This is a genomic window from Olivibacter sp. EAT-5 (assembly GCF_044784325.1).
Lineage (GTDB): Bacteria > Bacteroidota > Bacteroidia > Sphingobacteriales > Sphingobacteriaceae > Olivibacter > Olivibacter oleidegradans.
This window is the reverse complement of the sequence record NZ_CP173028.1, coordinates 1154150-1176826: the sequence shown is the minus strand read 5'-3', so window position 1 is coordinate 1176826 and position 22677 is coordinate 1154150. Positions and strand designations below refer to the sequence as shown.

The 22677-nt window shown below is 41.7% G+C and carries 19 protein-coding genes; 14 read left to right on the top strand and 5 right to left on the bottom strand.

The genetic code is table 11. From position 1 onward, the window contains the following. Positions 1–72: 72 nt before the first annotated feature. The 4 genes from ACH11B_RS04870 to ACH11B_RS04855 all read right to left on the bottom strand — a co-directional run bounded on the left by ACH11B_RS04870 (position 73) and on the right by ACH11B_RS04855 (position 2662). Entirely contained in the window at positions 73–1017 is a 945-nt protein-coding gene (locus tag ACH11B_RS04870; protein ID WP_377611933.1) for a helix-turn-helix domain-containing protein, read from the bottom strand. A gap of 37 nt (positions 1018–1054) precedes the next feature. Further along, on the bottom strand, positions 1055–1675 hold the full coding sequence (locus ACH11B_RS04865; RefSeq protein WP_013664220.1) for a bifunctional 2-polyprenyl-6-hydroxyphenol methylase/3-demethylubiquinol 3-O-methyltransferase UbiG: 621 nt from the start codon (positions 1673–1675) through the stop codon (positions 1055–1057). A 142-nt stretch (positions 1676–1817) separates the two neighbouring features. Next, positions 1818–2207, bottom strand: a complete 390-nt coding sequence (locus tag ACH11B_RS04860; RefSeq protein ID WP_013664219.1) for a VOC family protein — start codon at positions 2205–2207, stop codon at positions 1818–1820. Positions 2208–2257: 50 nt separating this feature from the next. Continuing rightward, positions 2258–2662, bottom strand: coding sequence for a helix-turn-helix domain-containing protein (locus tag ACH11B_RS04855; RefSeq protein WP_013664218.1), 405 nt, complete (start codon positions 2660–2662; stop codon positions 2258–2260). 262 nt (positions 2663–2924) lie between these two features. Between ACH11B_RS04855 and ACH11B_RS04850 the strand changes: the two genes are divergently transcribed. Further along, a complete protein-coding gene (locus ACH11B_RS04850; protein WP_377611931.1) occupies positions 2925–3272 on the top strand; it encodes a nuclear transport factor 2 family protein in 348 nt (115 codons plus the stop codon). 114 nt (positions 3273–3386) lie between these two features. Here ACH11B_RS04850 and ACH11B_RS04845 read toward each other — a convergent pair whose 3' ends face one another. Next, positions 3387–3764: a chorismate mutase gene (locus ACH11B_RS04845; RefSeq protein ID WP_149105081.1), complete on the bottom strand. Its 378-nt coding sequence runs from the start codon at positions 3762–3764 to the stop codon at positions 3387–3389. A gap of 444 nt (positions 3765–4208) precedes the next feature. Here ACH11B_RS04845 and ACH11B_RS04840 point away from each other — a divergent pair, with 444 nt between their 5' ends. The 13 genes from ACH11B_RS04840 to ACH11B_RS04780 all read left to right on the top strand — a co-directional run bounded on the left by ACH11B_RS04840 (position 4209) and on the right by ACH11B_RS04780 (position 22662). Continuing rightward, positions 4209–4565 carry a DUF1801 domain-containing protein gene (locus tag ACH11B_RS04840; protein ID WP_377611928.1) on the top strand — a complete coding sequence of 119 codons (357 nt, stop codon included), beginning with the start codon at positions 4209–4211 and terminating at the stop codon, positions 4563–4565. A gap of 217 nt (positions 4566–4782) precedes the next feature. Continuing rightward, positions 4783–5367: an RNA polymerase sigma factor gene (locus ACH11B_RS04835; protein WP_130854896.1), complete on the top strand. Its 585-nt coding sequence runs from the start codon at positions 4783–4785 to the stop codon at positions 5365–5367. Positions 5368–5443: 76 nt separating this feature from the next. Then, positions 5444–6589 (top strand): FecR family protein, encoded by a 1146-nt coding sequence (locus ACH11B_RS04830; protein WP_130854897.1) that lies wholly within the window; start codon positions 5444–5446, stop codon positions 6587–6589. A 290-nt stretch (positions 6590–6879) separates the two neighbouring features. After that, entirely contained in the window at positions 6880–10293 is a 3414-nt protein-coding gene (locus tag ACH11B_RS04825) for a TonB-dependent receptor (protein ID WP_377611926.1), read from the top strand. 28 nt (positions 10294–10321) lie between these two features. Then, on the top strand, positions 10322–11890 hold the full coding sequence (locus ACH11B_RS04820) for a RagB/SusD family nutrient uptake outer membrane protein (protein ID WP_149105078.1): 1569 nt from the start codon (positions 10322–10324) through the stop codon (positions 11888–11890). A gap of 10 nt (positions 11891–11900) precedes the next feature. Further along, entirely contained in the window at positions 11901–12626 is a 726-nt protein-coding gene (locus ACH11B_RS04815; protein ID WP_377611923.1) for a DUF1080 domain-containing protein, read from the top strand. 18 nt (positions 12627–12644) lie between these two features. Continuing rightward, positions 12645–14012 carry a Gfo/Idh/MocA family protein gene (locus ACH11B_RS04810; protein ID WP_377611921.1) on the top strand — a complete coding sequence of 456 codons (1368 nt, stop codon included), beginning with the start codon at positions 12645–12647 and terminating at the stop codon, positions 14010–14012. Between the two features lie 96 nt (positions 14013–14108). Beyond that, on the top strand, positions 14109–14822 hold the full coding sequence (locus ACH11B_RS04805) for a DUF1080 domain-containing protein (RefSeq protein ID WP_377611919.1): 714 nt from the start codon (positions 14109–14111) through the stop codon (positions 14820–14822). Positions 14823–15038: 216 nt separating this feature from the next. Beyond that, complete coding sequence (locus tag ACH11B_RS04800; protein WP_377611917.1) at positions 15039–16178, top strand: acyltransferase family protein; 1140 nt, start codon at positions 15039–15041, stop codon at positions 16176–16178. Between the two features lie 119 nt (positions 16179–16297). Beyond that, positions 16298–17137, top strand: coding sequence for an SDR family NAD(P)-dependent oxidoreductase (locus ACH11B_RS04795; RefSeq protein WP_377611915.1), 840 nt, complete (start codon positions 16298–16300; stop codon positions 17135–17137). Between the two features lie 36 nt (positions 17138–17173). Continuing rightward, positions 17174–18115 carry a helix-turn-helix domain-containing protein gene (locus tag ACH11B_RS04790; RefSeq protein ID WP_377611913.1) on the top strand — a complete coding sequence of 314 codons (942 nt, stop codon included), beginning with the start codon at positions 17174–17176 and terminating at the stop codon, positions 18113–18115. Between the two features lie 122 nt (positions 18116–18237). Next, positions 18238–20016: an ABC transporter ATP-binding protein gene (locus ACH11B_RS04785; RefSeq protein WP_377611911.1), complete on the top strand. Its 1779-nt coding sequence runs from the start codon at positions 18238–18240 to the stop codon at positions 20014–20016. Positions 20017–20277: 261 nt separating this feature from the next. Next, the gene (locus ACH11B_RS04780; protein ID WP_377611909.1) at positions 20278–22662 is read left to right on the top strand and encodes an ABC transporter permease; all 2385 of its coding nucleotides are present in this window, start codon (positions 20278–20280) and stop codon (positions 22660–22662) included. Positions 22663–22677: the final 15 nt, after the last annotated feature.

Here is a 22677-nt window from a genome sequence, read left to right as displayed (position 1 = left end):
AATGTTATGGTACAAAGTAAGTTATAGTAACGCGGTTAGGGTTTGTTCAAAACATACCGATATTTACGAGTTTCAAATATTTGGTTGCAATAAGCCGCTTTTTCTATAGATAGAAGGAGAAACACGTTCTTTTTTCTGAAAAAACGAAGAAAAAGAAGCAGGACCGGAAAAACCCAGCGCATAGCCAATGGTACTTATCGTCCAATCCGTTTGAAAAAGTAAAGATTTAGCTTCGTAAATTAAGCGTTCTTGAATGTGCTCACGGAGTGTTTTTCCTGTCCGCTCTTTAACTACCCTATTTAAATAATTGGGATGCACGTTCAACTGGTCTGCAAACTCGCTTGCGGTTTTAATTTGAAGAACCGAATTCGGATCCCGGACTTGAAAAGAAGACTCCAATAAGTTCAAAAAACTATAGAGATAATTATATCCTTCAGAAACATTCACATTAGGAAGAACCTTTTCCACTCTTTGCGCTTCCAACAATAGCATTTGTAAATGTAATAGGATCGCTTGCTTTTTATCTTCATTATCCCCTTCATTTTCCTGTAGCATTAACTCGAAATAGTGATTTATTTTTGAAGATTGGCTTTCATTTAATTGTATCACCGCTTTGTTTGCCTTAAAATAAGGGAACTGTTTAAATAATTGAAGAACATGGCCGGCATCAAGTTCAAAGTATTTTGGATTAATCAAACAAAAATGTCCACCTGTCTCTTTGGAAGTAGTTTGCCAGGACATGATTTCGTCCGGATGTAGAAAACCGATATCGCCGGCCGACATATGATATTGATGCAATCCCACTGTAAGAATCCCCGTGCCCGACGTCATGTGAAAAATTTTATAGAATTGTCGCCGGTTAGGGGAGATATAATCATTTACCGGATAATCGTCTCGATTTTTTATGACGAAGTGATCTCCGTCAATAGGATAATGCTGGACATTTAAAAAAGGCACCTGATAGCTGTTTTGAGCGAATGCCGATAATTCTAAACGAGGTATTTCTGATTTTTCCATAGTGAAAATTACAAAAATGAGATTTACATCTATCCGTTTAACCCTTTTTACATTTAATCAGAAAAAACGGATAGTTTTCCGTAACTTTTGTAACCTCGAATAAGCCGAAGTTGCCAAATTCTGCTTCAATTGATTCGGAGTCATAAAAAAACAGATTAACACCACCAAACATTTCATAACGATCTTTACCAATCCGTTTGCCTTGTCCGTAAGTGGGTGCTTCTTTTGAAATGGCGGAAAAAACCATATAGCCACCCTCCGCGAGCTGGTTGTAGCAGTCGCGAATCAGTTTCTCTCGTTCATCACTGCTCAATAAATGGATTAAAGCATAACAGAATATCCCGTCAAATTGTGCATTATCAAAAGGCATATCGGTAACCGAGCCATGATAAATGGTCATATCTTTTCCATAGTGCTTTCTAGCTATTTCTATGGCCGTTTTAGATATTTCAATGCCGGTTACCCGCATTCCGTTTTCCACAAACAATTGCGCATTTCGGCCATATCCGATTCCGGGGATAAGGATGTTGCTGATTGAATTCTTCAGAAAGAAATCTTTTGTTAAAATTGCAGAATTAGCAGGTTCAAAACCCCACATTTCCTGTTTTTCGATAAAGCTTTTTTCCCAGAACTCGGGTCCTTCGTTCTCTATTGACATAACATGTGTATTGTCATGCCAAGTTACCTATTTGATAGGACATTATAAACAACGAATTATCTCGAAGACCAAGTTCCGTACCTATCACATTTTCTAATGTAGGAGCGGTGGATAGGCCGCCCCGCATCTTAACCTATGCTCGTTATAGCATTTCGGCCAGTTGAATATTGTTTCCGCAAGTGTCATCCAATACAGCTATCATGGTTGGTCCAACTTCTTTAGGTTCCATAATAAATTGGACACCGAGCGCTTTCAACCTTTCATATTCTTTCTTTAGATCATCTACCATAAAGGATGTCCACGGAATACCCGCCTCTTTTAATGCCTTCTGATATTCTCTTGCTGGCGTAAATGCCATAGGTTCGAGGAGGAGTTCCACCCCGTTCTGTTCATTTGGCGAAACTAAGGTCAGCCATCTATATTCACCGACGGGTACATCCGTTTTTTTGATAAACCCTAATTTTTCTGTGTAGAACTGAAATGCTTTTTCCTGATCTTGTACAGGTACGCTTGTTACATATATTTTAATCATTGCCGAAGTGTTTTGTTAGTACAAAGATCAGCAGTTTTCGTTCAATATATTTATTCCCGATTGCTAATATTCAGGTCTTGATAGGCTTTGGGAGAATAGCCCGTGCCTCTCTTGAAGACCTTCGAGAAGGTGGGTAAACTTTCATATCCCACATTGAAACAAACTGAGGTGACGGAATGGCCTTTCTTGAGTAGCTCTTTAGCTCTTGCGATGCGTAAATCTCTGAGGTATTGTCGGGGGGTCAATCCATAAACTTGTTGAAATACCCTGATATAGTGAAAACGAGACATAAACGCGGCGGATGCGATCTTGTCTAATTCAATTTTGTCGCCATAATGACGCTCCATGAAGGCTTTAGATTGCCTTACGTATGCATAATAATGTTGTGGCAGGCCATGCTCTCTGCTTATTCGTTCTACTTCTTGTTCGTAAAAAGTCTTCTTAGGTGTATTCATCCTTAACTATTTCTTAAACGATGGTCTATTGAAGCGTATCATATAATACGAATATCAGATACAAGCCTAATAATCACAAGCCATGGTTGAAAAATGTAAATTTTTTACACCATCCATTTTAATGAAGTAAAAAAATCCAACCAATATCATACTTAATTGTTTCAGTGTAAGATAGTTGTTTGTTGGGAAGGCAACCGGCTATTGACTGCATCGGCCCCCTTAAACAAACGACGGAATAAATGGTTAACAAAAAAAAACAATTATGAAAACCGCTAAGTACATTGTGCTTAAATTTATTGAAAGCCTCAATAGAGAAGATTTTGATGCCGCTCATGAATTGTTGGCTAAAGATATGACCTTCGAAGGCGTATTAGGCAGTCGCAATGGCTCCGATAGCTATATCGACGACATGAAGAAAATGAAGCTTAAATACAATATTAAGGAGGTGATGACCAATGGAAATCATGTCGCTGTATTTTACTGTATTAACATGGGTGGAAAAGAAATCTTCAGTGCAGGATGGTACCACATAGAAAACGAATGTATCTCCAAATTTAAGGTGGTCTTTGATCCCCGACCCTTACTGGAAGCCGTTGAAGCCAAGAAATAAGCCGACAGTAATTGTCGCTGCTATTTTCAGATTGGGATATCCATGACTAATAGTAACGCTAATTACGCTGCGTTTATTGAAATGAACTAATAAAAATTCAACATTCCAGCCTATTTAATAGGCTGTTTGTACGCCGTCTTTTTGCTCCAATTCCTTCTCTTGACGCACACTTTCAGCGTGCACATCTTCGTAAAGCCGCTTTATGAAATCAGCTGATAGTCCTACCTTTTCACCTTCTGCAATGGCTTGCTGTAACACCTTCTTAAATCGGTCCGGTTGAACCACGGCTAAGTTATGCTTCATTTTGTAGGCGCCAATAATTCTAGCAGCTTGCATTCGGTCACCTAACAAGTGAATAATCTCTTTGTCTAATTCATCTATTCTTTTCCTATAAGTGGCCATCGTGTCTTGTGTAGACACAAGGTGGCTTTGAGCCTTTCCTGTCACAAAGCCTATAATACATATTCCTGTGATGGTGATGATTTTACGCATGATTTTTTAGTTTCACAACAAATCGGCGGCGGCTTTATTTCTACTCAATAATAACAACAAGCTCCGCTATTTGCTGTCTGTTCAGTTTACATTATCCAAAATTATCATTTCAACGGAAAGTATAAAAATATAATAAGCTCATAAACCCTCACTTTCAAACACGTACTGCGCACTTCCGTCCAAAAGGCGTTTGCTAAGGAACAGTCTTATCAGATCGATGAATAAAAACTGCTAAAATGAGAATTATTTCAAAAACGCTTGACGCGATATACCCCTCGCAATGTCTTATTCACCCATTTTGGCTGTGAAAAAGGACCCCTATTTTTATGCAATAAAAGTAGTTGTAGCAATTAGACGAACACTTGATGTTGCAGTGAAACACAGACACAACCCTAGTTTCTGCTAGTATGTCCGGTCATTGCGAATGTTAATAAAAATTGAAAAATGAGCTCAAAAAAGGTAGATGAATTTTTGGAAAAATTGGAACATCCGTTAAAGGAAGAAATGATGGCACTGCGTAATGCAATTATGAAAGTGTATCCTGAAATTACAGAAGACGTTAAATGGGGTGGCCCAAGCTTTTATTACAAAGGTGATATCGCCACTTTTAGTCTACGTGTGAAGGATACCCTAACGCTGGTCTTCCATCAAGCGGAAGGGTTGACCCCCGGCAGCGTGCTAGAACCGGCATCTAAAGGTAAAGCCTATGCGAAGTTCAAAAGCCTTGATGAAGTAGAAGCCAAAAGTAAAGAACTGCAAGCAGTCATAAAGCAGTGGATTCAACTCAGGGATAAATCATAAGGGCGCCGTAAACTTATACATGCTTTTAAGCAAGCAGAAGCCCGTAGACTTATGCGGCTATAGGTGCGTAGTAATAAGGTAAAATGATCTTATTACTATGTGCCAATTCGTTAACATTCAAGGTGAAATACGTTTTTTTCGTTTATATTAAAATGATTTAGTAGATTCGTAACGGCGAACCGATAAACTACTCAATCCAATTAGTGTCACCTAGCGTATGTCATCCTATAAGTTATATACGGATAACGAATTAATTCATTTGTTAGCAGCGAATGACACGGCTGCTTTTTCCGAAATTTACCTGCGCTATGGTGAGCGCTTATATAAGCAAGCTTATCATGTATTGAGGAACCGCGAAGATGCAAAAGACATCGTGCAGGATATTTTTACCTCCCTTTGGAATAAAAGAACGGGGTTACAGATTAATAACCTTGCTGCTTACCTGTACATTGCCAATCGTAATCAAACAATCAAATTGATAGCCCATAAGAAGATTACTTCTGTTTACTTCGACTGGCTTCAGGCACTGGCCAAAGAAGTGTCAGATAACGCCCATCATACGCTTCTTGAGAAACAACTTAACCAACTAGTGGAAGATGAAGTCAGCAAGCTGCCCTCCAAAATGCAAGCGGTGTTTAACCTCAGTAGAAAAGCACATCTTTCTCACAAAGAAATTGCAGCCAAATTGCATCTGTCTGAAGCAACAGTTAAAACACAAGTCAAGAATGCTTTGCGGATCTTAAGAAGCAAATTAGAAGCTTTTTTATACGCCATCCTTTTCCTTCTTTATTGGCTGTTCTGAGTTAAAATTTTTTTTTTCTACCCCCAAGCAACTCCTCGTCGTACTTTACTTTTAATGATCCTTATTATCCGAGCGTATGGAGAAAGAAAGAATTAAAGAATTACTTCATAAATATAAAAAAGGTCTTTGCACTGACGCTGAAAAAGCTTGGATAGAATCCTTGTATGAGGCCCTGGCTAACCCTCCTTCTTCGGATTTAACCGATGAAATGATACAAGCAGATTTAGCAGAGGTCTATCAGCGCATACCTGCTTTATCGAAAAATAAAAGCTTTACCCTTTGGCCCCGGATCGTTGCTGCGGCGATATTTCTACTTTTCGTTTCCATTGGCTTTTATTTTTTCAAAGAAAAAGACCCAAGCCAACCACTTGTTCAAATTGTTGATAAATCGAAGATCAATCCGAACGATTTTGCACCTGGTACCAATAAGGCCTTGTTAACATTAGCAGACGGATCACAAATAGCATTGGATAATGCGCCGGACCAGAAAATACTTGACAAAGGAGGAATAAAAATTACTAAGAATGAAGATGGTTTAATTACCTACCAAATTAATCCGGGTGTCCGAGAGTCGAAATCAAATACATTGAGTACACCAAAAGGTGGGCAATACCAGGTCATTTTATCAGATGGCACGAAGGTTTGGTTAAATGCTGCTTCGTCCCTCCGCTATCCTACCGTATTTACAGGAAATGAGCGGAAGGTTATATTAAATGGCGAGGCCTACTTCGAGGTAGCCAAAAATGAAAAACAACCATTTAAAGTGGTGACAGATCGGCAAGAACTGTTGGTATTAGGAACCCATTTCAATATCAATAGCTATGAGGACGAACCTGATGTTAAAACAACCTTGTTAGAAGGAAGTGTTAAAGTCTCGGCATTTCAAACTAAACAAACCATCCTCCTTAAACCGGGAGAACAAGCCGCCTTAAAACGAAGTGGAAAATTAAAGGTAGCTCAGATCAATGCTGAAAATGCGATTGCATGGAAGAGTGGGCTTTTTCAATTTCAAGGCTCCGGTATTCAAGAAGCGTTACGGCAAATGGCGCGATGGTATGATATAACAATTGAATTTGAAGGGGCCGTACCTGATATTCAACTTTGGGGAGAAGTGCACCGGAAAGCCAATGCGCTAGAAGCTTTGGAAATTTTAAGTTATTTCGATTTAAAATATAAAATTTTAGCAACAGGAAATACCAAGAAAATCATCGTTATCCAATAAACTTTAATCAATAAATTATGACAAAATCAAAAACGAAAATCACGTAAGTAAGCATAGCGTTAACAAAAAACCGTTTCCTAACGCCATTAGGAAACGGAATACTTAGAGTTAACTCTTTCCGGATAAATCCGGAACGCCAATTTGTTAAAACCTTTATTAACTCAAGCTTTACAAAAATAATGAAAATTAGACCTAAGACAATGGCCTGGGGTAGGCCATTATCCAAAAATTTTTTTGGAAACCCAAGTCCAGTTCAATACCAAGCCACTGATATTAAAAGGAAAATTATAATGCAATTAAATCTTACATTTTTCTTTTTGCTCATAGCCTTGATGCAGCTACACGCAGCAACATACGCGCAAAAAATCTTTGTTAATAAACAAAATGCAACCTTAGAAGAAATTTTTCGGTCCATTAAACAGCAGAGCGATTATGTGTTCGTTTATAACAGCAAAGAAATCAGCAGTTTAAAGGTGAGCGTAAACACGCAGCGTTCTACAATAGAAGAGATTATGGATCAAGTTCTTCAAAATCAGCCTTTCACCTATAAAATTAGCGGACATAACGTATTGATCAAAAAGAAGAACGATTCCTCTGAAGCTCTTCCGCCGTTGCAACAGCGCGAAGTGAAAGGAAAAATAATTGACGCGCAGGGTTTGCCCATACCAGGTGTAAGTGTCAAAATAAAAGGGATCTCGGCAGGTACCACCAGCAATGCAGAAGGTTTATATACCTTGCAAGTGCCAGGAGCAGAGGCAACCTTAGTATTTAGCATTTTAGGTTACGCACTACAGGAAATCAATGTAGGAACGAACACCTTGATCAATGTAACCCTAACCGAAGAATCCTCTGCGCTGGATGAAGTTGTGGTTATTGGCTACGGAACCCAAAGACGTGCTGACGTCACGACAGCCGTCGCTTCCGTATCAGCAGAGAATATCCAAAATCGCCCGGTTCAAAACTTTGGGGAGGCCATAGCAGGTCAAATGGCAGGCGTTCAAGTACAGCAGACTAATGGTGCCCCCGGAGGGGAAGGTTTGGCCATTCGGGTAAGGGGTACCGGCTCTATCACCCAATCAAATGATCCGCTATACGTAGTAGACGGGTATCCCATGGAAGGAAATGCATTTCGTCTTATCAACCCTTCCGATATTGAAAGCATACAAGTACTCAAAGACGCCTCATCAACCGCTATTTATGGTTCGAGAGGGGCAAATGGTGTAGTGGTGATCTCGACAAAAAAAGGCAAAAAGGGGCCCCCTGTTATCAATGTCAATTCATTTGTAGGTTTCCAACAACGCGGAACAGAAATCAAAATGATGAACCGCGATCAATATGTCGATTGGTTTGTCGATGGTCGCAATCAAGCTTGGTTGGATGCTGCAGTTATTCCAAATGATCCCAATCAGTCGCCGCACAGCATCAATGATCCTAACTCACGGCGAAGCCTTTATCCCGGAGCAACCGGTCAGTACATGATTCCCGACGGCACAGGAGGCTACCTCTATAACTTTTTAGATCCCGCATCGGTTGCTACCATGCCCGACAATAATTGGCAGGATTTATTGTATCGGAATGCCTTAACGCAGCAAAATGAACTTTCCGTCAATGGCGGCTCTGAAAATACCCAATATAACTTTTCAGGAAGTTACATGAAACAAGACGGGATTGTGATCAACACCAATTATGACCGCTTCAATTTCCGCTCGAGCGTTAATTCCAAGATCAGCAAAACCATCAATTTAGGTGCTAATCTAATGGCTTATTCCGCACGCGGTCGCGAGCAAGATCAGGGTAAGTATTCGGCCGTTATGTATGCCTTGCAACTACCACCCATTTATCCTGTACAAAATGCCGACGGTACCTACGGGTCAATGGTCCGGAATCCTGAAATTCTGGTTGGTGATGTAGCCAGTCCAATCGGTGTGGCCGAGCTAGTCAATATTAATAGACGACGTTATGGTTGGTTGGGAACAATTTCGGGCGATTGGCAGATATTTGAAGACTTGCAATACCGCTTAAGCATCAACGGTGGGATTGAGGACGATCATTTGAAGCGATTTGAACCTTCAACAGTAGATTTAGATGCCTCAAAGGCTCCTCGCCCAGCCAGAGGGGTGGATACGCGCTACACGGATTATGATTGGGTGATTGAGAATACATTGAATTACACCAAAACCTTTGCGGAGAAGCATCGTTTTTCGGCTTTAATTGGGTACACCACCCAAAAGCACACCGAAAACTACATGAACGGTGAAGCGAGAGGTTTTGCGAACGATGATATCGAAACGTTAAACGCCGGCAATATGTACGCGCTATCGAGTACTGAATCCGCTTACTCCCTGATCTCCTATTTAAGTAGAGTCAACTATTCATATGATGACCGCTATCTTTTTACAGCCACTTTCCGTAGCGATGGTTCGTCGCGCTTTGGCCAGAACCGGAAATGGGGTACCTTTCCTTCCGTTTCGATAGGATGGAGAGTTTCCGAAGAGGGCTTTATGAAAAATGTCGATCAAATCAGCGACTTGAAGATCAGAGCCGGATTTGGTATTTCCGGAAATAACCGGATAGGCGACTATGCATCCATTGGCTTATTGAATCCCGGTTATTACCCAACAGGAGGAACCTTGCAAAACACCGTGGATGTGGATGCAGAGTCGATGGCAAATGCAAATCTGGGTTGGGAAAAAACCCGACAATATAATCTCGGTTTTGAATTTGGCTTGGCCAATGATCGGGTACGAGTAGAGGGCGATTTTTACGATAGTCAGTCGCTTGATTTATTGCTGGATGTACCGGTGCCAACCATTACCGGTTATGTGTCTCAATTTCAGAATATCGGTAAAGTACAGAACCGCGGAATGGAGTTTTCGGTCACTACCAGAAACTTTATCAATACCTTCCAATGGAGTACCAATTTTAATATTTCCTTCAATAAAAACAAAGTGTTGGAAGTAGGGCCTGATCAACGACCTATCTATGGAAGTGCGCCAAATGCAAATAATGCCTTTATTACTACCATTGGTTTGCCTATTGCAAGCTTTTACGGTTATAAACAGGAAGGCGTTTTCATGTCGCAGGAAGAACTGGACCGCTACCCTCATTTAGCCGCTGATAAAATAGGTGATGGTCGTTATGCCGATATCAATGGGGACGGTAAGTTGGACCAAAACGATAAAACTATTTTAGGAAACAATATGCCTGATTTTACCGGTGGGATTACCAATAACTTCTCGTACAAGAACTTTTCCTTGAGTGTGCAGTTTACCGGGTCTTATGGTGCAGAAGTATTTAGCTTTTTCAAACGCATGGTAGGGATTTACCATGGCGACCGGAATGGTATGATCGAACAGATTAATCGCTGGCGGTCGCCGGAAGAACCGGGCGATGGCATTCACTTCCGTGCTACCCGCAACCCTACCGGTTGGCAACGGGACCCTTCGTCGGCATGGGTACAAAATGCCTCTTACCTTCGTTTACGTAACGTAAACTTCTCTTATAACTTCGGGCAGTCCGTATTGGATAAGCTAAAAATTAAAGGATTGCGCGTATATGTAACCGGTAGTAATTTATTTACTATTACCGATTATACAGGTTATGATCCGGAAACCAGCAGCGAAAGTGGTCTTCAAAAAGGAGGCGATTATTTAGGTTATCCAACAGCCAGATCTTTCATTTTCGGTGCTAATCTAACTTTTTAACTCCTAATTTATGCGATATATAACAGCTATGAAAAAGATTCTTTTATTAAGTATGACGGCTTTAATACTGTCATCTTGCAGTAAGGATTTTATTGAACTTACGCCACCTTCTAATTTAAATAGTAGTGATTTTTATAAAACCCAACAAGATATTAATCAGGCTACTTTATCTGCTTATGCCAGTCTGCGTGAACTCTATAATGGGACCTATTATCGCTTGGGCGAAATTCGTTCTGATAATACCACTTACTCTTGGTTAGCCGGTAATCCGGCAAATGAAAAGGGAATAGACGAGTTTGCCTCCCCGTTGCTGCCCGAGAATAATTTTTTGATGGATTGCTGGGATGATAGTTATCATACCATTTTGCGATGTAATCTCGTCCTAGGGCGAAGCGATGGTGCTACTTTTACCGATGAAAAGCTTCGGAACCAATATAAAGCAGAGGCTAGCTTCATACGCGCATCTACTTATTTTTGGTTAAATAGGGTATTTGGCGGTTATGCACTGAACGGGGAGCTCTTAGGTGTCATTAAAGCGGATAAAGAACTGACACCTGATGAGGCCTATCAATTGCGTCGGGTACCCTTGGAGGAAATTTATGAATTAATTATTAGCGATCTTCAATTTGCGGAAGCTAACCTTCCGGAAAATTATGGCGGAAGCGATAAAGGGCGCGTCGCCAAAGCAGCGGCTAGCGCTTTATTAGGAAAGGTTTATATGTTCATGGCAGGATATCCTTTGAATAAAGGGAATGAGTTTTATACCAAAGCCATTGAAAAATTCCGAGAAGTGATTAATAACGGACAGTATGCATTGGTGGCAAGCTATGCCGATCTATTCGATGTAAATAAGAAAAATAGTGTGGAATCGCTTTTTGAAATTCAATACATGAAAGGTTCACCGAATGGGGTTACGGGAAGTCCGTGGAATAATAATTTTGCTCCCCGTTTTTCGGATAAAGAAGTAGTGCTGGTGGGAGATAAAAGCGGTCAGAACGCCCCGACTCAGGATATGTCGAATGCTTATGAAACCGGAGACCCTCGAAAATATGTATCCATGCGCGATGGTTGGGTAAACGCCAAAACCGGTGCCTTTGAAACCGATAAATATATTCGCAAATATTACGATGTAGCGACCAGTGGTTCCGATAACGGAAATAACTGGATCGAACTTCGGCTGGCCGATATTTATTTACTCTATGCTGAAGCGCTGGTGCGCACCGGTACAGATCAAGCGACCGCCTTGGTCTATCTAAATAAAATACGGGAGCGGGCTAGAAATACACCCGGAGATCCAAATGCCCCAGCTCCTGCTAATCTGCTAAGCGATTATCAATTAGCAGACTTTGCCAATGATCAGGCTTTCCTGCTAGCGATCGAAAAGGAGCGTCGTGTAGAGCTTGCTTTTGAGAATCATCGCTGGTTCGATCTCGTTAGAACCAGTAGAGCGAAGGATGTCATGATTGCGGAACAAAAAGCCGATGGTTTTAATAATTTCACCTGGAGTGATGACGCGCTGGCCTATCCCATTCCGATGACTGTCATGCAAGCCAATCCGCAACAGATTATCCAGAATAAAGGTTATACACAATTATAAATGCTAGATCATGACAATTCAAGTAAATCTCTTTTTTTTGCTGATATTCCTTGCGCTCTTCGGGTTAAGTAATCAAGGCGCGTATGCACAGGATAATGCCTTAACACCACAAGAGAAGGTAGCAGGCTGGCAATTGCTTTTTAACGGAAAAGATTTAACCGGTTGGACTTCTACAAAAGGCACCTCACCGAATGCAAGTTGGAAAGTTGAAAACGGCCAACTTTCTTTAAAGGAAACCGGAGGGCAACGACATCTCGATATCATTAGCGCAGAAGAGTATAGCGATTTTGACCTGCGTGTCGATTTTAAGTTAACAAAAGGTGCCAACAGCGGTATTAAGTACTTCTTTACACAGTATAGCGAGGGTGGATGGCTCGGCATGGAATACCAGCTTATTGATAATGATTACCATCCGGACGCCAAGCTCGGCCGCGATGGCAATCGCCAACTGAGCGCCTTGTATGATATGCTGGCCGTTGAGAAAAAAGTACCGGTTAAGGTAGGCGAATGGAATCATGCCCGCGTAGTTTCAAAAGATAGTCAAATAGTCCATTATCTCAATGGCCAGGAAGTACTTCGCTATGATCGCAAGAGCGCGGCATTTGAGAAAGCACGACAGCTGAGCAAATTTAAAGAGGCGAAACCCGCTTTCGGTTCAGTTAGTAAAGGGCACATCTTGCTACAAGACCATGGAGACATCGTCTATTTTAAGAACGTGAAAATAAAAGCATTATAAAAATTTAAAAAAGACATCATGAATGCTAAATCAAGAAGAGATTTTATAAAAAAGTTGGGAATAGGCACAGCCGCTTTAACAGTTGGTGCCGACATAATAGACCATCACCCTGCGTTGGCCTTTAGTGCCAAAAGCTACCGCAATATTATCGGAGCTAATGAGCGTATTCAGCTTGCCACCATCGGAGTAAATAGCCGCGGAAGCAGCATGAGCGGTACTTTTGCCAAGCAAAAAAATGCAACCGTAGCCTGCATTTGTGATGTAGATGAGCGAGCCATTCCAAAAGCAATGAAACGTGTTGCAGAGGCAGGGCAAAGCAATACACCCCGCGCTGAGAAAGACTTACGGAAAGTATTGGAAGACAAAAGTATTGACGCTATCTATACGGCGACACCCGACCATTGGCATGCACCATTAACCATCATGGCTTGCCAGGCAGGCAAGCATGTATATGTTGAGAAGCCAATGGCACATAATCCGGCAGAAGGAGAGATGGCGGTAGCAGCTGCCCGAAAATATAACCGTGTTGTACAAATGGGAGCACAGCGTCGTTCGGCGCCCACACTTACCAAAGGCATTGAGCTCTTGCATCAAGGCATCATTGGCAAGGTGTATATGGCCAAAACGTGGTATACCAACACCCGCAAAGAAACTTTTCTGAAACTCGGTACCGTTCCTTCCTGGCTCGATTATGATCTGTGGCAAGGCCCAGCACCGCGGGTACCCTATAAGGACGGCTTAATCCACTACGATTGGCATTGGTTCTGGCATTGGGGAACAGGTGAAGCTTTGAACAATGGTACCCACGAGGTAGATGTTGCCCGTTGGGGTTTAGGTGTAGATTTCCCAACACGGGTAAGCTCAATCGGAGGGCGTTATCAATTTCAGGACGATTGGGAAACACCCGACACGCAGGTTGTAACCCTGGAATATCCTACTGCAACCCTCATTTGGGAAAACAGAAGCTGCAACGGACGCCAAGTAGAAGGTTTGGAACGAGGTGTTATTTTCTACGGCGACAAGGGAAGTTTGGACACCGGTGAAGATGCTTATAAGATCTATGATTTACAAGGTAAGCTCATCAAAGAAGAAAAATCGACATCGGCTAACGAAGGTTTGGCCGGTAGAAATACAGCAAGTCCAAGCTTGGGGATGGACAGCTTACATGCTGCCGATTTTCTGAATGCGATTAAAAATAATAGGCAACCAAACTGCGATATCGAACTTGGCTATAAGAGTACAGTGGCTATGTTGTTAGGGAATATATCTTGGCGAGTAGGCCGTGATTTAAGGATTGATCCTAAAAACGGGCATATTGTAGGTGACGCCGAAGCGGAAAAATTGTGGAGCCGGAGCTATGAGCCGGGATGGGAACCTAAAATTTAAAGAAAAAGGGGCTGCGGGAGAGTCTAAGATTTAGATCGATGAACGGACCTGCAGCTTCTATACCGTTGTCTATGGATTTCTAATAAATCAACACAAATGAATAGGCTAAAAATGATGGTCTTACTTTTTGTACTACTCATGTATAAAGTACAGGCACAAACGGAAAATGAGTTAACTGCCCAAGAGAAAGCAAACGGATGGCAGCTCGTTTTTGATGGAAAAAGCTTTGCAGGTTTACAAAAACTAGCTGATGGCGGTTGGGTGGTGAAAGATGGCTTATTGATGGCAACCCCCATTCCGCATGGAAAACAAATGGATATTATCACCACGGCTTCCTTTGATAATTTTGAACTGACCTTTGAATTTAGAGCGGCAAAAAACACCAATAGCGGCGTTAAATATTTAGTCACCAATACCTTTCCAGAGAAAAAGGGCACTTATTTAGGGCTGGAATATCAAATTCTGGATGATCTGCATTACCAATATCCAGAGCGAGGCGAATTGCGGTCTGTCGCCTCACTTTACGATCTCATTCCTGCCGATCCAAAAAAGGAAGTAAAAGCACTTGGCGAATGGAATACCGCCAAGATTATTGTAAACGGGCGTCATATCAGCCATTGGCTTAATGGCAAAAAAGTGGTCGCATATGATCGGAGTACACCTGCATTTGCACAACTGATTCAAGCAAGTAAATACAAAGACCTTCAAAATTTTGGAAAAGCCGAAAAAGGACATCTCCTTTTTCAGAATGAGGGCACACCAGTTGATTTCCGAAACATCAAAATCAGGCCTTTGACGAATGTAAAATAAAAATAGTTGACTTAATTAGCCATCTCATAAAAACAAGAGATGGCTTTTTTTTAACAGCCGTCCATTCTTCGTCAATTGCTATGCATTTATTTACCCTAGGTAACCATTTTTTTGAACTCATTTCATAAATTGCGCGGCAAGAAAAAGAAAGTTTTGGATAACACCTCGCCGTATGGTCATTTGGTATTGAAATAACCATTCAATTTATACATTTTTATGCACAAAATCGCTTCTGCTGCTTTTGCAGACACTAAACCCCACTACATTCTTCTTGACGGCTTAAGAGGCGTTGCGGCTCTTATGGTTATTTGGTACCACATATTCGAAGCATTTGCAACAAGTCCTGTCGACCAACACTTCAATCACGGATATTTGGCCGTTGATTTTTTCTTTATACTGTCCGGCTTCGTTATCGGCTATGCTTATGACGATCGTTGGAAAACAATGAAAACAAAAGATTTTATCAAACGTCGATTAATCCGTTTACATCCCATGGTTATTATGGGCGCTATTTTAGGCGCGATTACTTTCTATATACAAGGCAGCGTGAAATGGGATGGTTCGAAGGTATCTTTATCCATGTTAATGCTAGCTTTACTCATGAATCTCTTCTTAATCCCTGCTGCTCCAGGCTCGTGCCCCGAAGTACGTGGAAATGGAGAGATGTATCCGCTCAATGGCCCTAGTTGGTCCTTATTCTTTGAGTATATCGGCAATATCCTGTATGCATTGTTCATCCGTAGGTTATCGGCAAAAGCACTTGGGGTACTCGTCCTGTTGGCCGGAATCGGATTGGCCTCCTTTGCTATATTTAATTTTTCCGGTTATGGTCATTTAGGTGTAGGATGGACGATGGCAGGCCATAACCTGATCGGTGGATTTCTACGTTTGTTGTTTTCATTCTCCGCCGGTGTATTGATGTCGCGCAAGTTTAAACCTGTAGAAGTAAAAGGCGCATTTTGGATCTGCAGTTTGGCGATTATTATTTTACTTTCCATACCCCATATTGGGGAAGCAGAAGCTCTTTGGATGAACGGGATCTATGATGCGCTATGTACACTTGTTATTTTTCCCATATTGGTCTATTTGGGTGCCTCCGGAACTACAACCGGCAAAAGCTCTATTAAAATCTGTAAATTCTTAGGTGATATATCGTATCCACTATATATGGTACATTATCCTTTCATGTACCTGTTTTATGCATGGGTATGGCAAGAAAATCTTACCTTCACCCAAATATGGCCGATAACGTTGCTTCTCTTTTTGGGTACTATATTAGTAGCTTATCTCTTCTTAAAGCTTTATGATGAACCCTTTAGAAAATGGTTGAGCAAGAAATTGCTGATGAAAAGTTAATCGACTATTTGAGATATAAGATAACCTATCCTCATTATGACTACAAATATCCGCACTTAGCACACAAGTAAAAAATGTGCATAAACTACTTTTGTTGTGAACAAAAACGATAAACAATCATGACACAACAAAAAGATAAAGTTTGGTTCATTACCGGCACATCGCGTGGTTTTGGTCGTGTATGGGCGGAGGCCGCCTTAGCACGAGGCGATAAAGTAGCAGCAACGGCACGTAAGTTGGAAAGCATTGCCGATCTGAAAGATAAGTATGGCGAGCAAGTATTGACGGTAGCACTTGACGTAACGAAACCCGATCAGGTGAAAGAAGCAGTCACAGCCGCACATGCGCATTTTGGTAGGTTGGATATCGTGCTCAATAATGCCGGCTACTCCTTGGTAGGAACTATCGAAGAAGCAAGCCCGGCGGATATCCGAGCACTTTACGAGACCAATATTTTAGGGCCGGTTGCCGTGATACAAGCCGCCTTGCCCTTGCTTCGGGAGCAGGGGTATGGCCATATCCTCGGTACTTCCAGCAACCTTGGCCATGTTACCATGCCGGTAATAGGCTATTACTGTTCTTCTAAATGGGCATTTGAGGCTATTCATGAAAGCTTAGCGGCGGAGGTAGCCCCTTTCGGTATTCAGGTAACGATTATTGAACCCGGGGCCTATGCTACCGAATTTGGTAGTCAGGAATCCTTAAAGTTTGCGCAGGGTATGGAGGTATATACTGATTTCAAAGCTAAATTTGTAGACAGTTTAAAAACCATGGAAAGAGGCGATCCGGCAGCAACGCCACAGGCCTTGTTTAAAATGATAGACGCGGAACAGCCACCCCTGCGTTTCAACTTGGGTAGCCATAACCTATCAGGTACCCGAGCGGCTTACGCGCAACGATTGGCTATTTGGGAGGCTTGGGATGAGGTATCCCGCGCCGCTCAAGGTGAACTGAAATAAAAAACAACCATAACCGGTTATCATAACTAGCCGGTTATGACTATATTAGCTGTTGGCATGAAAAAGGAAGAAAAAAGCTTACATAAATTTGAATCGCTTTCAGATGCACATCGGGTTTTTGGTTTGCCTCAGCCCCGGCATCCGCTTATTAGCCTTATCAATGGAGCACACACTCAGATCGAACTTTTTAAAATTCCGCAACGTCACGTTTTGGGATTTTACAAAATCTCGTACAAGCCAAAGCTGAGCGGAAAGCTGAAGTATGGCCAAGGTTACTATGATTTTGATGAGGGAGGCCTGTTATTCGCTTCCCCTGGTCAGATTATAGGCGGTAATGATAATGAGGGCGCTGTATGTTCAGAATACACCCTGTTGATTCATCCCGATTTCTTTTTAGGATATCCCTTGACAAAAAAGATTAGGCAGTATGGTTTTTTCTCTTATGCCGCCAACGAAACACTCCATTTGTCAGAAGAAGAGAAATCAATCATCATGTCCATTTTCCGTAATATCGAAACAGAACTCAATAACCGGATTGACGACTTCAGTCAGGACGTAATGATCTCCCAGATCGAGTTGTTGCTTAATTATGCCAATCGCTTTTACAAGCGACAATTCATTACGCGTAAGGTCGTTAGCAATGAGCTGTTGCAGAGACTAGAAGAGTTGTTAAACCAATATTTTGATCAAGAAATGCCGTCAAGCCAGGGCACGCCAACTGTGAGCTACCTTGCTGAAAAGCTACATCTTTCGCCCAGCTATCTGAGTGATATGTTGCGTTCTCTAACAGGGCAGAACGCGCAACAGCATATTCATACAAAAGTAATTGAAAAGGCTAAAGAGAAGCTTTCTACCACCAACTTATCCGTGAGTGAAGTAGCTTATGCACTAGGTTTTGAACATTCACAGTCATTCAGCAAGCTTTTTAAAATCAAAACGAAGCTATCACCGCAAGCGTTCCGGAACTCCTTTAATTAAATATAAATTAGCTAATTCATCATTTTTAACCGCCGTTAGGGTGTTGTCGCCAATTCATTTAAATTGTCTAGCGTAAAAAAATTAAGGGTATTGCACATAATCAGTTACCTTTACATTGAATTATGGCTAACCCTTACATCTCCCTATTACGCACCGCCTGGACTTATGCCCGAGGTGAGAAGAAACGCTATGTTTTCATATATGGGCTGTTTATTCTTGCCAGTGCAGCCTTTGCCACTTATCCGCTACTGTATGGCTGGTTCATCAACGGTATACAGCAGGAAGGAGCTGCGTACCTACATTATGCTTGGCTCTATGTAGGGGCGTATATGCTTCTCAAGTTGGTGGAATGGAGTTTCCATGGACCGGCGAGAATACTTGAACAGAAGTTGGCATTCGCCCTTAGCCGAAATTTTTTGCAAGATCGTTATCATCAAACCTTACATCTTCCGGTGAAGTGGCATCAGGATAATCACTCCGGAATTACCATCAATAGAATCCGGAAAGCCTATACAGCCTTGAAATCCTTTTTTGAAAACGGATTTATGTATACCTATGCATTGATGAAGTTTGTGTTCTCTCTCATTGCTATGATTGCTTTTTCGCCGTTGTTTGGGCTGATCGGTGTAGGTATCGGCATGCTGACGGTTTACGTCATTTTCAGGTTTGATAAGCCCTATATCAAGGCACTGGACGAAACAAACGAAAAAGATCATATCGTATCCGGAACACTGTTTGACAGCCTTTCTAATATCATCACCGTGATTACTTTGCGGCTACAGAATAGAATGGAAAAGAGTTTAATGGGGAAAGTAGCTGATGTTTATCCTCCTTATAAAACGTCCGTACATGTAAATGAATTCAAATGGTTCATCGCCGATATGCTTGTAGCGCTTATTTATGTAGTTACCGTACTGGGATATATTTATCAGCACGGGCAGCCCGGTCAACTCTTTTTAATCGGTAATCTAGTTGCCCTGCTGGGATTTGTCAACCAGTTCACGAGCGTTTTTCATGACGTAGCTTGGCAATATACGCAGATCGTTCAATTTAATACCGATGTGGAAACCTCCCGTCATATTAGCGATGCTTATCAACAACAGCATCAGGCCGAGGCTACGGTAGCACTACCAAATGAATGGCAGCAGGTTGAGGTACAGGGTTTGAATTTCTCGCATACCGAAACCTATTCTTCCGGTCAAAATGCGCACAGCCTGCATGATATTCATCTTACCATTCAAAGGGGGCAGAAGATTGCGTTGATTGGAGAAAGCGGCAGTGGTAAAAGCACGCTTATGGCCATACTAAGGGGCTTATATACCTATCAGTCCGATACACGTATTAGATTAGATGGAAGTAAGCAAATTGATGCTGCTAGCTTGGCCGATGCTGTCACCCTCTTCCCGCAAGAGCCGGAAATATTTGAAAACACGATCAAGCACAATATCACCCTAGGGCTTCCCTTTTCTGATGAGGAAGTGATAGAAGTCTGTCGAATTGCTCATTTTGCAGAAGTCGTACAAACCCTTCCCAAAGGTTTGGAGTCGCACATTCAAGAAAAGGGTGTAAATCTTAGCGGAGGACAAAAACAACGACTGGCCCTTGCGCGAGGTATACTAGCGGCGCGATCAAGCAGTATTGTCTTGCTAGACGAACCCACCAGCAGCATAGACCCTAAAACAGAGGTTAAAATCTATCAACATCTTTTTGAAGAATTTAAAGAAAAAGCACTTATCTCCAGTTTGCATCGCTTATACTTACTTCCATATTTCGATTATATTTACATTCTGCAAAATGGAAGAATAGTTGATGAAGGTAATTTTGTCGATTTGAAGGCACGTAGTGTGTTATTTGAGGAGCTATGGAAACATCAACGGGAAAACAGCCCGACCGGTAATTAGGCGATTGAAATTTAATCAACATATCAGGTATTGGTAAGCTCAGACAGCGATTCACGCTAAAATACATACTGTACGCTTTCGCACAAGAAGTGTTCGCTAACGAACAGTGCGCTCCGTTACACGTCCCTCCGGTAGTTATTTAGGTCGTTTTTTCATGATGGCAATGCATTTGTGTGCTTTACCGAGTCTGGTTATGCTGTAATTATTCGCTTAGTACAGCACAACCCGTATAGAATGATCAACGGGTAAAAGCCTACTAAAATGTTAAAGAATTATTTTAAAATCGCTTGGCGTAATATAAGCAAACATCGGCCTTTTGCACTTATCAACGTCTTTGGTCTTTCACTAGGAATCTCATGTGCCTTACTTATTTTTGCTTTGGTAAATTACCATCTAAGCTTTGACACGTTCCACATCAATAAGGATCGTATTTACCGAATAACAACCGAGTGGCATGATGACCTCATCAGCCGGTCGCCGGGAGCCCCACGTCCACTGGCCAAAGCTTTTGAAAACGATTTTGATCTTGCTGAAAAAGTTGCCCGATTCGTCAGTTATGGTAATACGCTCGTTTCTTTACCGGGATCGCCCGATAATAAAAAATTTCAGGAAGAAGACGGGATCGCATATGTAGAACCTGCATTCCTTTCGATCTTTGATTATCCTTTACTCCAAGGTAACCCTAAAACCGTCCTTCAACAAGCAAACGAAGCCCTCATAACCGAGCGTATTGCAAAAAAATATTTCAGAAACGAAAATCCGATTGGGAAAGTATTAAAAATAAATAATGAAGCAGACTATGTGGTGAAAGGAATCCTTCGCAACCTCCCTGCCAATACCGATATCAAACAGGAGATTTTCCTGTCTTTCCATTCACTTAATGGTACCGACGAAGACAAAAATTGGTATGGGGTCTATCGCGGTTCAAAATGTTACGTGCTATTGAATAAGCATGTAAGCTATCAGCAAGCTGTGGCTGCTTTAACGGCCTTACCAAAAAAGTATTATGAAGGAGGGCAAGAGAAGGTCTGGAAATTTAACTTGCAACCTTTAACCGACATACACTTCAACACGGCATTTGATGGCTATATCAATCGCAGTTATTTATGGGCTTTGTCCTTTATCGGCCTTCTGTTATTGCTAACCGCTTGTATTAATTTCACTAACCTGGCAACTGCTCAAGCCATGAACCGAGCCAAGGAGGTCGGTATCCGCAAAGTATTAGGTAGTAAGCGCAAGCAGCTGTTTTGGCAATTTATCGCTGAAACTACGGTTATTACTTTATTTGCCGCGATTGTTGCTTACGGCATTGCGCTGACCACATTGCCAATTATTAACCGATTACTGCAATCAGAAATTCACGTAACGCTTTTCACCAGTTGGCAGATGCCTCTGTTTATTGGTGTCGTCATTTTATCGGTTATCTTTCTTGCAGGTTCTTATCCCGGACTGGTACTTGCGGGTTTCAAGCCCATTCGTGCCTTACAAAGCAAAATCAGTCAAAAGGAAATCGGTGGCCTGTCTCTGCGGCGTATTTTAGTAATCGGACAGTTTACAATTTCGCAGGTTCTCATTATTGGAATTATTATTATAGCAAGCCAAATGCGCTACGCGCAGGAAGCTGATCTAGGTTTCGACAAAGAGGCGATTGTGAATGTACCTATTCCACTACCGGGCGATGCAACCAAAATGAAAACGCTGAAAAATCGATTGGAGCAGATAAATGGTATTCGGCACGTTACACTTAATTTTCGTCCGCCGGCTACTTCATCGAATAGTACTACCGGTGTAAAATATGATAATCGACCGGAAACGGAGACTTGGAAAATCAATATGAAATTCGGTGATGAAAACTACCTTTCTACTTTCGATATCCCATTGGTAGCCGGCCGTAATGTGCTGCCTTCCGATACCATAAGGGAATTTTTGGTGAACGAAACCTTTGTAAAAAAGCTCAACCTGAGCAACGCGGCAGACGTTGTCGGGAAGAAGATTGCTGTAAATGGCGATGGATACAAAGGAGTTATAGTTGGTGTCATGAAGGATTTCTATAATCAATCATTCCACGCCGAAAAAGAAGCTATTTGTTTGATGACTTGGACCGCCTATTATTTCAATTGCTCGATAAAATTGGACGGAAAACAAATGTCGCAGGTGATGTCATCCGTCGAGCAGATATGGAGCGATACCTATCCCGAATATGTCTATTCCTATGATTTCTTTGATGATGCCATTGCTGAATTTTATGAAGTAGATCACATTATTCTTCGATTGGTACAAGGATTTGGATTCATTGCAATACTGATTGGTTGCCTAGGGCTTTACGGTCTGATTTCTTTCATGGCCTTACATAAAACAAAAGAAATTGGCGTAAGAAAAGTATTGGGAGCAAGTATTCCGCACATTTTATGGATCTTCGGAAAAGAATTTACCAAGCTTTTATTAATTGCATTCATTATAGCTGCTCCAATGGCCTGGTGGGGTATGGGAAGATACTTACAGGACTTTTCTTATCGAATTCCAATTAGCTGGGAAATCTTCATTAGTGCAATTGGCATAACGTTCATCGTTGCAAGCAGCACGGTAGCTTATCGATCGTATAAAGCAGCTATTGCAAAACCCATCAAGAGTTTAAGAACGGAGTGATTCAAGTATTGTTTT

Excerpts from the sequence above, each read along its gene's own strand:
- ACH11B_RS04865 (WP_013664220.1), bottom strand. The coding sequence starts at position 1,675 with ATGTCAATAGAGAACGAAGGACCCGAGTTCTGGGAAAAAAGCTTTATC.
- ACH11B_RS04785 (WP_377611911.1), top strand. The coding sequence starts at position 18,238 with ATGGCTAACCCTTACATCTCCCTATTACGCACCGCCTGGACTTATGCC.
- ACH11B_RS04825 (WP_377611926.1), top strand. The coding sequence starts at position 6,880 with ATGCAATTAAATCTTACATTTTTCTTTTTGCTCATAGCCTTGATGCAG.
- ACH11B_RS04830 (WP_130854897.1), top strand. The coding sequence starts at position 5,444 with ATGGAGAAAGAAAGAATTAAAGAATTACTTCATAAATATAAAAAAGGT.
- ACH11B_RS04795 (WP_377611915.1), top strand. The coding sequence starts at position 16,298 with ATGACACAACAAAAAGATAAAGTTTGGTTCATTACCGGCACATCGCGT.
- ACH11B_RS04790 (WP_377611913.1), top strand. The coding sequence starts at position 17,174 with ATGACTATATTAGCTGTTGGCATGAAAAAGGAAGAAAAAAGCTTACAT.
- ACH11B_RS04835 (WP_130854896.1), top strand. The coding sequence starts at position 4,783 with ATGTCATCCTATAAGTTATATACGGATAACGAATTAATTCATTTGTTA.
- ACH11B_RS04855 (WP_013664218.1), bottom strand. The coding sequence starts at position 2,662 with ATGAATACACCTAAGAAGACTTTTTACGAACAAGAAGTAGAACGAATA.
- ACH11B_RS04840 (WP_377611928.1), top strand. The coding sequence starts at position 4,209 with ATGAGCTCAAAAAAGGTAGATGAATTTTTGGAAAAATTGGAACATCCG.
- ACH11B_RS04810 (WP_377611921.1), top strand. The coding sequence starts at position 12,645 with ATGAATGCTAAATCAAGAAGAGATTTTATAAAAAAGTTGGGAATAGGC.
- ACH11B_RS04815 (WP_377611923.1), top strand. The coding sequence starts at position 11,901 with ATGACAATTCAAGTAAATCTCTTTTTTTTGCTGATATTCCTTGCGCTC.
- ACH11B_RS04850 (WP_377611931.1), top strand. The coding sequence starts at position 2,925 with ATGAAAACCGCTAAGTACATTGTGCTTAAATTTATTGAAAGCCTCAAT.
- ACH11B_RS04800 (WP_377611917.1), top strand. The coding sequence starts at position 15,039 with ATGCACAAAATCGCTTCTGCTGCTTTTGCAGACACTAAACCCCACTAC.
- ACH11B_RS04805 (WP_377611919.1), top strand. The coding sequence starts at position 14,109 with ATGAATAGGCTAAAAATGATGGTCTTACTTTTTGTACTACTCATGTAT.
- ACH11B_RS04820 (WP_149105078.1), top strand. The coding sequence starts at position 10,322 with ATGAAAAAGATTCTTTTATTAAGTATGACGGCTTTAATACTGTCATCT.
- ACH11B_RS04780 (WP_377611909.1), top strand. The coding sequence starts at position 20,278 with ATGTTAAAGAATTATTTTAAAATCGCTTGGCGTAATATAAGCAAACAT.
- ACH11B_RS04845 (WP_149105081.1), bottom strand. The coding sequence starts at position 3,764 with ATGCGTAAAATCATCACCATCACAGGAATATGTATTATAGGCTTTGTG.
- ACH11B_RS04860 (WP_013664219.1), bottom strand. The coding sequence starts at position 2,207 with ATGATTAAAATATATGTAACAAGCGTACCTGTACAAGATCAGGAAAAA.
- ACH11B_RS04870 (WP_377611933.1), bottom strand. The coding sequence starts at position 1,017 with ATGGAAAAATCAGAAATACCTCGTTTAGAATTATCGGCATTCGCTCAA.